This is a genomic window from Streptomyces sp. NPDC056486, from assembly GCF_042795295.1.
GTDB lineage: Bacteria > Actinomycetota > Actinomycetes > Streptomycetales > Streptomycetaceae > Streptomyces.
This window is the reverse complement of the sequence record NZ_JBHTSF010000003.1, coordinates 210811-220137: the sequence shown is the minus strand read 5'-3', so window position 1 is coordinate 220137 and position 9327 is coordinate 210811. Positions and strand designations below refer to the sequence as shown.

Annotated in this window: 7 protein-coding genes and 1 pseudogene; 6 read left to right on the top strand and 2 right to left on the bottom strand. The window is 69.4% G+C overall.

The features are described from left to right. Positions 1-40: 40 nt before the first annotated feature. Both ACFQ7F_RS03395 and ACFQ7F_RS03390 read right to left on the bottom strand, forming a co-directional pair. Positions 41-1486, bottom strand: a complete 1446-nt coding sequence (locus ACFQ7F_RS03395) for a glyceraldehyde-3-phosphate dehydrogenase (protein WP_383265323.1) — start codon at positions 1484-1486, stop codon at positions 41-43. A gap of 93 nt (positions 1487-1579) precedes the next feature. After that, on the bottom strand, positions 1580-2548 hold the full coding sequence (locus tag ACFQ7F_RS03390; protein ID WP_383265321.1) for an SMP-30/gluconolactonase/LRE family protein: 969 nt from the start codon (positions 2546-2548) through the stop codon (positions 1580-1582). Positions 2549-2862: 314 nt separating this feature from the next. Here ACFQ7F_RS03390 and ACFQ7F_RS03385 point away from each other — a divergent pair, with 314 nt between their 5' ends. The 6 genes and pseudogenes from ACFQ7F_RS03385 to ACFQ7F_RS03360 all read left to right on the top strand — a co-directional run bounded on the left by ACFQ7F_RS03385 (position 2863) and on the right by ACFQ7F_RS03360 (position 9270). Next, complete coding sequence (locus ACFQ7F_RS03385) at positions 2863-4227, top strand: FAD-dependent oxidoreductase (protein ID WP_383265318.1); 1365 nt, start codon at positions 2863-2865, stop codon at positions 4225-4227. An 83-nt stretch (positions 4228-4310) separates the two neighbouring features. Next, positions 4311-5183, top strand: a pseudogene (locus tag ACFQ7F_RS03380) (LysR family transcriptional regulator); the annotation flags it as partial. Positions 5184-5483: 300 nt separating this feature from the next. Further along, a complete protein-coding gene (locus ACFQ7F_RS03375; RefSeq protein WP_383265315.1) occupies positions 5484-6227 on the top strand; it encodes a class I SAM-dependent methyltransferase in 744 nt (247 codons plus the stop codon). Positions 6228-6346: 119 nt separating this feature from the next. Then, a complete protein-coding gene (locus ACFQ7F_RS03370) occupies positions 6347-7450 on the top strand; it encodes a FecCD family ABC transporter permease (protein ID WP_383265312.1) in 1104 nt (367 codons plus the stop codon). Continuing rightward, positions 7451-8266 (top strand): ABC transporter ATP-binding protein, encoded by an 816-nt coding sequence (locus ACFQ7F_RS03365; RefSeq protein WP_383265309.1) that lies wholly within the window; start codon positions 7451-7453, stop codon positions 8264-8266. Further along, positions 8263-9270 (top strand): ABC transporter substrate-binding protein, encoded by a 1008-nt coding sequence (locus tag ACFQ7F_RS03360; RefSeq protein WP_383265306.1) that lies wholly within the window; start codon positions 8263-8265, stop codon positions 9268-9270. The genes ACFQ7F_RS03365 and ACFQ7F_RS03360 overlap by 4 nt, the downstream gene beginning before the upstream one ends. The last annotated feature ends 57 nt before the right edge of the window (positions 9271-9327 follow it).

Here is a 9327-nt window from a genome sequence, read left to right as displayed (position 1 = left end):
GCCGATCGGCATCGGACCGCCCCCGCCCTCCTTGCCGAGGTCAGACCACCGGCACCGGGTACGTCGGGTACTCCACCCCGGAGACGTGCTGGACGACGCGGATGACCTGGCACGAGTAGCCGAACTCGTTGTCGTACCAGAGGTAGAGGATCGCGTTGTCGCCGTCGACCCTGGTGGGACCCGCGTCGATGATCGAGGCGTGGCGCGAGCCGATGAAGTCGCTCGACACCGCGTCGGGGGCGGTGGTGAAGTCGATCTGCCGCTTGAGCGGCGAGGTCAGCGACACGTCGCGGAGGTGGTCGAGGACTTCCTCGCGGTTGGTCTCGCGGCCGAGCCGCAGGCTGAGGATCGCGATCGAGACGTCCGGCACCGGGACGCGGATCGAGCTGCCGGTGATGGTCGCATCGAGGTCGGGCAGCGCCTTGGCGACGGCGGAGGCGGCACCGGTCTCGGTGATGACCATGTTGAGCGGCGCCGAGCGGCCGCGGCGGTCGGCCTTGTGGAAGTTGTCCAGGAGGTTCTGGTCGTTGGTGAACGAGTGGACGGTCTCCACGTGCCCGCGTACAACGCCGTACTCGTCGGCCATCGCCTTGAGCGGCGGCACGATCGCGTTGGTGGTGCAGGAGGCGCAGGACAGGATCTGCTCGTCCGGCTTGATCATGTCGTGGTTGACGCCGTGCACGATGTTCGGGACGTCGCCCTTGCCCGGCGCGGTCAGGACGACCTTGTCGACACCGGGGCGCAGGTGCTTGGAGAGCCCCTCGCGGTCGCGCCACTTGCCGGTATTGTCGATGAGGATGGCGTCCTTGATGCCGTACGCCGTGTAGTCGACCTCGGAGGGGTCGTTGGCGTAGATCACCTTGATCACGTTGCCGTTGGCGATGATCGTGCTGTTCGCCTCGTCGACGGTGATCGTGCCCTGGAACTGGCCGTGGATGGAGTCACGGCGAAGGAGCGAGGCGCGCTTCACGATGTCCTGCTCGCCGCCCTGACGGACGACGACGGCGCGCAGGCGAAGGCCGTTGCCGGAGCCCGCCTTCTCGATGAGCAGGCGGGCGACGAGGCGGCCGATGCGGCCGAAGCCGTAGAGGACGACGTCGCGTCCCTCGCGGCACTCGATCTTGTTGTCGCCGGTGGCACCGGAGACGGCCTCGGCGGTGAACTCCGCCACCGACAGACCGCGGTCGTCGGACTTGTACGTCGCGGCGAGCATGCCGATGTCGATCTGCGAAGGGCCGAGATCGAGCGTCGTGAGGGCCTGCAGGAACGGCAGCGTCTCGGTGACGGAGAGCTCCGCGCCGGCTATCTGGCGGGCGAATCGGTGGGTCTTGAGGAGGCTGACCACCGACTTGTTCACCAAGGAGCGGCTGTGGAGCAGGACGGTGACGTCCCGCTCCCGGTGCAGCTTCCCGATGATGGGGATCATCGACTCCGCGATCTCCTCGCGGTTCTTCCAGTTGGTGAACGAGTCGTCATTGACAGTCACAGGTTTATCTTTCGAGCTAGGCGGCGCTCATATGCTAACCCGGTGCCACTTTGATCTTTCAATCGGTGCCGCCAGGCCCGCGTCAGGGAGGAATCAAAGACGAACGGCGACGGCGTTGAACGTCGTCCCGGGCTCCTGCGGGCTGCTGAATCGGGCGTTGACGAGGTAGAGACGATCGCCCCAGCGGGCCGCGGTGGTGGGGATGTCGAAGCGGGGGTCGGTGATCGTGCGGCGCAGGGTCGCAGTGCCCGCATCGGCGTCCAGGTGGAACACGCTGATGAGGTTCAGCCGGTTCTGTACGACGTACAGGGTGCGGCCGATGCGGAAGAGGCCGTCGCCGTTGGCCACGTCGTCCGCGCCGACCAGCCTGACCTCGGTGGCGTGTCCGGTCCCGCGATGCACGCGGTAGAGCTTGCCCGGTGAGCTGCTCACCACGATGAGCCCCCGGCCGTCGGGGGTGTCCACGATTCCGTTGGCGTTGTTCACGCCGGGCGTCTGGACCCAGTCCCCGCCGAGCGGCAGCGCGCGCACCTTGCCTCTGCGGCCGTTGCGGCCGCGCGGCACGCTGTACAGCGTGCTGTCGCGCGAGTCGGTGAACCAGGCGCGGTCGCCGAGCAGAAAGACGTCGTTGATGAAGTGGCCGGTGGCTTCCGTCAGTCGGTACTCGGTCACGAGCTTGCCGGTGCGGGTGTCGAGGACCCGCGCGACTCCGGTGTTCCCTGCGATGTACAGCAGACCGTCGTCGTCGACCTTCAGGCCGACCGCCACCAGTCCGGTGGCGCCCTCGTGGAAGATCTCGCCCCGGCCGGTGCGCAGGTCGGTGCGGTAGACGGCGCCGTTGGCGCGCGAGCCCATGTAGGCGTACGGCTTGTCCCCGATGGCGATTCCCTCGGGGAGGAAACCGTCGGGGAGCGGAAACTCGGTCGGCCAGGTGGCACCCTGCGAGGCGGTGGCGGCGTTGGCCGCGCCGGTGCCGGTCGCCACCGCGACGGCTGCGACGGCGGCGCCACCGAGGAGGGTGCGCCGGGACGGCTGGGAGTGATTTCCGTTACTACGGGTCATGGTTCCGGGCCTCCGTGAAGAGCGGCGGAAGGGGAGTCGACGGACTCGGTGACGCTGGGTGAGCTCTGCCTCAACTCGGTGACGAGCTCGGTGAGTTGACAACGCGGTGCCACCTGTCCGAGTTCCCTCGCGCCCCGCCCGCATCTCCACGCGACGGGGATCACGGCGATGTCTGACGCGACTCAAACCCTGCCTACGTGATCCCATAAGCTGGACTTATGAGGTCATAGGTCAAGGCCGGGTACTAACTTAGGATTGCCTTAGTTTAGGCTTCCCCACGAGCCCCATGTCTTCGCTCGAAGGGAAACCTGATCATGTCTCGCCCTCTGCGGGTAGCTGTTGTCGGAGCCGGTCCGGCCGGCATCTACGCCGCCGACGCGCTGCTGAAATCCGCAGTGGCGGTCGAGCCCGGTGTGTCGATCGACCTCTTCGAGCGGATGCCCGCGCCGTTCGGTCTCATCCGTTACGGCGTCGCCCCCGACCACCCCCGGATCAAGGGCATCGTCACGGCCCTGCACCAGGTCCTCGACAAGCCGCAGATCCGCTTCTTCGGCAACGTCGACTACCCCCGGGACATCGACCTCGACGACCTGCGCTCCTTCTACGACGCGGTGATCTTCTCCACCGGCGCGACGGCCGACCGGGCCCTCGACATCCCCGGCATCGACCTCGACGGTTCGTACGGCGCGGCGGACTTCGTCTCCTGGTACGACGGGCACCCGGACGTGCCGCGCACCTGGCCGCTGGATGCGGAGAAGGTCGCCGTCCTCGGCGTCGGCAACGTGGCGCTCGACGTGGCGCGCATCCTGGCCAAGACGGCGGAGGAGCTCCTGCCGACGGAGATACCGGCCAACGTCCACGAGGGGCTCAAGGCCAACAAGGCCCTTGAGGTCCACGTCTTCGGGCGCCGCGGCCCCGCGCAGGCCAAGTTCAGCCCGCTGGAGCTGCGGGAGCTCGACCACTCCCCGAACATCGAGGTCATCGTCGACCCCGAGGACATCGACTACGACGACGGCTCGATCGCGACCCGGCGCGGCAACAAGCAGGCCGACATGGTCGCCAAGACGCTTGAGAACTGGGCCATCCGCGATGTCGGTGACCGTCAGCACAAGCTGTTCCTGCACTTCTTCGAGTCGCCGACCGAGATCCTCGGCGAGGACGGCCAGGTCGTCGGCCTGCGCACCGAGCGCACCGCCCTCGACGGCACCGGCAACGTCAAGGGCACCGGCGAGTTCAAGGACTGGGACCTCGGCGCCGTCTACCGCGCCGTGGGCTACCTCTCCGACGAGCTGCCCAAGCTGCCCTGGGACGTCGCGTCGGGCACGGTGCCGGACAAGGGCGGACGGGTCATCGAGGAGACCGGCGAGCACCTGCAGTCGACGTACGTCACCGGCTGGATCCGCCGTGGACCCGTGGGCCTGATCGGTCACACCAAGGGCGACGCCAACGAGACGGTCGCCAGCCTCCTCGACGACCACGCGAACGCCCGTCTGCACACGCCCACCGCGCCCGAGCCGGAGGCCGTGAACGCCTACCTCGCCGAGCAGAACGTCCGCTTCACCACGTGGGAGGGCTGGTACCGCCTCGACGCCGCGGAGAAGGCCCTCGGCAAGACGGCGGAGCGCGAGCGCGTGAAGATCGTCGAGCGCGAGGACATGCTCAACGCGAGCGGCGCCTAACCCCGGCCGACGCCGGTCATCGTGACCGGCGTCCCAGCGGTCACGCGGAGTCCCAGCGGCCACGCAGACGTGAAGATGTGCGCATGGATGTTCGTCAGCTGGAGTACTTCCTCGCGATCGTGGATCACGGGGGTTTCAACCGGGCGGCGTCGGCCCTCTACCTCTCCCAGCCTTCGCTGTCCCAGGCGGTGCAGGCGCTGGAGCGGGATCTCGGAAGCAGCCTGTTCCACCGGATCGGCCGCCGGGCTCTGCTGACCGAGGCCGGTACGGCGTTGATCGAACCTGCTCGGGCGGCCGTACGCAGCCTGGAGACGGCCCGCGCCAGCGTCGCCGCGGTCCACGAACTCCGTGCGGGGCGCCTTGACATCGCCGCCATGCCGTCCCAGGCGGTGGAGCCGCTGACCACGATGATCAGTGCGTTCAGCGGCCGGTATCCCGGGGTGTCGGTGAACATCCGGGCCGCCTTCACCTCGCGCGACGTCGTCGACATGGTGCGTACCGGTGCCGCGGAGCTGGGGCTCCTCGCGACGTCGGGTCCGCTCACCGACAAAGAGGTGATCTCGCATGCCGCCGGGGAGCAGCGTTTCGTCCTTGTCACCCCTCCCGACGGGCCGTTCCCGGCCGGTCGGCCGGTCGCGTGCGAGGAACTGGCCGGGCAGCGGCTGATCGTCGGGCAGCGGGGCACCGGGATGCGCGCGTACGTCGACGGCCTTCACGAGCAGGGGATCGACTTCGCGATCGCGGCGGAGACCGAGCACCGGGTGGCGATCCTGCCGCTGGTGCTCGCGGGCGTGGGGCTCGCGGTGGTCACCGAGTCCTGGCGCACGATGGCCGAGCGCGCCGGCGCGCTGGTCCTCGACATCGAGCCGAGGACGACGCTGCAGGTGGCTCTGGTCAGCCGTCGAGCCGAGCAGGCTCCGGCGGCTCAGGCCTTCCTGACCTGCGCACTCGCTGCCGCCGATCGTCTTCCTGACGATCGCGTGGGGCGGTCGGAGGGCGGCAGTTCGTGGCGGAGGCCGTCGCCACCACTATTGCGAGCGGCGTCCCCGACGGCTACCCCCGGCGCCTCCGCTTCCCGGCCGCGCCCTACATATCGGTACACACCTGAACGCCCCTGTCTGAACCACGAGCCCGCCCCGCCCGGGAACCAGCAGCGATCCGCAACCGACCACTGGTGCGCAAGTCCCGTGCGCACGCGGCCCATGTAGCCGAGTGTGTGCGGGCCGGAACGCCCACTGGATCGAGGCCGCGGCAGCATGCACTGGTACGAGGACGACGGATTCTGGTCCGACTTCTCCGAGGCGATGTTCTCCGAGCGGCGGCGTGCGGAGACGGCTGACATCGTCGCGCACTCCCCGCTGCTCGGGTTCCCGGCGGGCAGCCGCGTTCTCGACCTGTGCTGCGGGCCCGGTCTGTACCTGGAGCCGCTCGTGCGCCGCGGCTACACGGTCACGGGCGTGGACCTCAGCGCGGAGCTCCTGAAGCGTGCCAGGGCCGGGTGCGAGGACGCCGGGCTCGACGTCCGCCTGATCCGGGCGGACATGCTCATCCACGTCGAGCCTGACGCGTACGACGTGGTGCTCAACGTCTTCACCTCCTTCGGGTACTTCGACGACCCGCGGGACAACTTCCAGGTGCTGCGCAACGCCCATGACTCACTGACGCCCGGCGGACAGCTGCTGATCGACGTCATGGGCAAAGAGGTGCTCGCGGGCTGGATCGGCCGTCCCCAGATCGTCGAACTCGACGGCGCCTACGTGGTGCAGCGCGACACCGTCCTGGACAGCTGGACGCGACTGCGGACCGACTGGACGCTCGTGCGCGACGGGGTCGTGCGCGAAGCCTCGATCTCCTCCTTCCTCTACAGCGCGGCCGAGTTGCGCGCGCTCTTCGAGGACGCCGGATTCACCGACGTGGAGTGCTTCGGCGGTTTCGAGGGCGAGCCCTACGACCACCGCTCCCGGCGCCTGATCGTGCGAGGGACCAAGCCGGGCCGGTGACCGGGACAGTTCGTGAATCTCCGGGAACTCCGCGGCGGTGCCGGCCGACTACTGGACCGTGCCGCACCGCGCAGGTGCGGTCGCACCGTTCCGAACTGCTCGATGGGCGAAGGGACTTCATGACCGAGGCCACAACCCGGACCGCCTCCCCGGAGGCAGCCCGCCACGAGCCGACGGCGGGAAAGGCAGGTCGCGGACGGCTCGTGACCACGTTGGCGGTCCTCTCCGTGACGCTGGTCGTCTCCGTCCTCGCCGGGATCGCCCTGGGGCCGACCGTCGTTCCGCTCGGTGACGTCGTGCGCTTCCTGACCGCCGCCCTCACCGGAGGCAGCATCGGCGCGGACGAGGTGAGCGGATACTCCATCGTCTGGCACGTGCGCACCCCACGAGTGCTGCTGGCCGCCGTGGTCGGGGCGGGGCTCGCGGTCGTGGGCGTCGCCATCCAGGCGCTGGTGCGCAACGCCCTCGCCGACCCGTTCGTCCTCGGCATCTCATCCGGCGCCTCGGTCGGGGCCACCGCGGTCGTGGTGTTCGGGGTCTTCGCCGGGCTCGGTGTCTACGCCCTGTCCGCCGCCGCGTTCCTCGGGGCGCTCGGTGCCACCGTCCTCGTGTATCTGGCCGCGCGCGGGCCGCTCGGCCTGACGCCGTTGCGTCTCGTGCTCACCGGCGTCGCGCTCGCGTACGGGTTCCAGGCGCTGATGAGCGTGCTCGTCTTCCTCTCCCCGAACGGCCAGGCCGCGCGCACGGTGCTGTTCTGGCTGCTCGGCAGTCTCGGCTCGGCGTCCTGGGAGTCGCTGCCGCTGGCGGCCGGTGCCGTCCTGGTGACGGTCGTGGTGCTGTTGCGCCAGAGCCGGTCCCTGGACGTGCTGTCGCTGGGGGACGAGACCGCGGCGAGCCTGGGCGTGGACGCGGAGTCGCTGCGGCGCGGGCTGTTCCTCCTCACGGCGGCGGTCACCGGCCTGATCGTCGCGGTCAGCGGCGCGATCGGCTTCGTCGGACTCGTCCTGCCGCATGTCGTGCGCATCGTCGTCGGCTCGACGCACCGCCGGGTCCTTGCCGTCGCACCGCTCGCCGGGGCCTGCTTCATGGTCTGGGTCGATCTCGTCGCCCGTACCGCGTTCGCCCCCGAGGAACTGCCGCTCGGGGTCATCACCGCACTCATCGGCGTACCGGTGTTCATCGTGCTGATGCGCCGCCGCGGCTATCTGTTCGGAGGGCGGTAGATGACCCTCGTACTGCGGGATCTCTCGGTCGAGGCGGCCGGGCGTGCTCTGGTGGACCGGCTGAACATCGAGGTGGAGGCGGGGCGGATCGTCGGGCTCGTCGGCCCGAACGGCAGCGGCAAGTCCACCGCCCTGCGCTGCGTCTACCGGGCGCTGAGACCGACATCGGGCGCCGTGCTCCTGGACGGCTCCGACCTGACGTCGCTCAAGCTGCGCGACAGCGCCCGGTCGATCGCCGCGCTCACCCAGGAGAGCCACACCGAACTCGACTTCACCGTCGAGGAGGTCGTGGCCCTCGGGCGCGCCCCGCACGCACGCGGCAACCAGCCCCTCACCGCACGCGAACGCGACCTGTGCGGAGAGGCGATGGACCGCCTCGACGTCACCCATCTCGCGGATCGCAGCGTGCTCACCCTCTCCGGCGGCGAGCGGCAGCGCGTGCTCGTGGCGCGGGCCCTCGTCCAGGAACCCCGCGTCCTGGTACTCGACGAGCCGACCAACCACCTGGACATCCGCCACCAGGTGGAGCTCCTCTCCTTCTTGCGCGGCTCCGGCCTCACCGTGCTCACGGCCCTGCACGACCTCAATCTGGCGGCCGCCGCCTGCGACAGCATCGCCGTCCTCAGCTCCGGCTCCCTGGTCACGACGGGGACCCCGGAGGAAGTCCTGAACCCCGAGCTGATCCGCAAGGTGTTCGGCGTCGACGCCACCGTCGTGCACCACCCGCGCACCGGGACGCCCCAACTCGTCTACGACCTCGCCCCCACCGGCACCCCGGCACCCGCCGACGCCCTGGCAGAAGGACCGCACTCATGATCCGACCACCGCAGCCCCGCGCCCTGGCAGCCGCCGTGCTCCTGACGACCGGGCTCCTGACCACCGGCTGCGGCGCCGAGGTCGAGCCGACGGCCAAGAACAAGGCGAAGACGGTCACCGTCTCCAACTGCGGCAAGGACGTCACGTACACACGTCCCGAGCGTCCGGTGGCCTACGACGTCAGCGGCGCCGAGAAGATGTTCTCCCTCGGCCTCGCCGACCGGATGCGCGGCTACGTCATGAACAAGCTCGGCGACCCCTCCATCAAGGGCTCGCCCTGGCGCGACGACTACGCCGACGTGGAGCGCCTCGGCACCGAACGCATCACCCGGGAGATCGTGGTCGACGCCAAGGCCGACTTCGTCTTCGCCGGATGGAACTCCGGCTTCAGTGAGGAGCGCGGCATCACGCCCGCCCTCCTGAAGAAGGTCGGATCCGCCAGCTATCTGCACACCGAGACGTGCTGGGACTACGGCGACAAGAGCGTCGACGTCACGCCCCTGGAGGCGCTCTACACGGACCTGGACAACCTGGGCCGGATCTTCGGCGTGGAGAAGCGGGCCGGGAAGGTCGTCTCCGACCTCAAGGGGCGCGTCACCGCCCTGAAGAAGACCTGGCCCGAGAAGGGCGACCCGGCCAAGGTCTTCGTCTACGACTCGGGAACCGACCAGCCCTTCACGGCCGGACGCCACGCGGCGCCGAACGACATCATCAGGGCCGCAGGCGGCACCAACGTCTTCGACGGCCTGGACAAGGGATGGACGACGGTGGGCTGGGAGCCCGTGATCAAAGCCAAGCCTGAGGTCATCGTCATCATCGACTACGCCGACCAGCCGGCGAAGGAGAAGATCGCCTACCTCAAGTCGCTCTCCAGCCTGAAGTCGGTCCCGGCCGTGAAGGAGAGCCGCTTCTTCGTCATGTCCTACGGCGACGCCGTCAGCGGCCCGCGCAACGTCAAGGGCGCGGAGCGCCTGGGCGGCTACCTCCGGTCGGTCGGACGGTGACCCCCCTGCGTACGGAAACAGCCCCCGCGGCCACCGTCCACGGACACATCACCGACG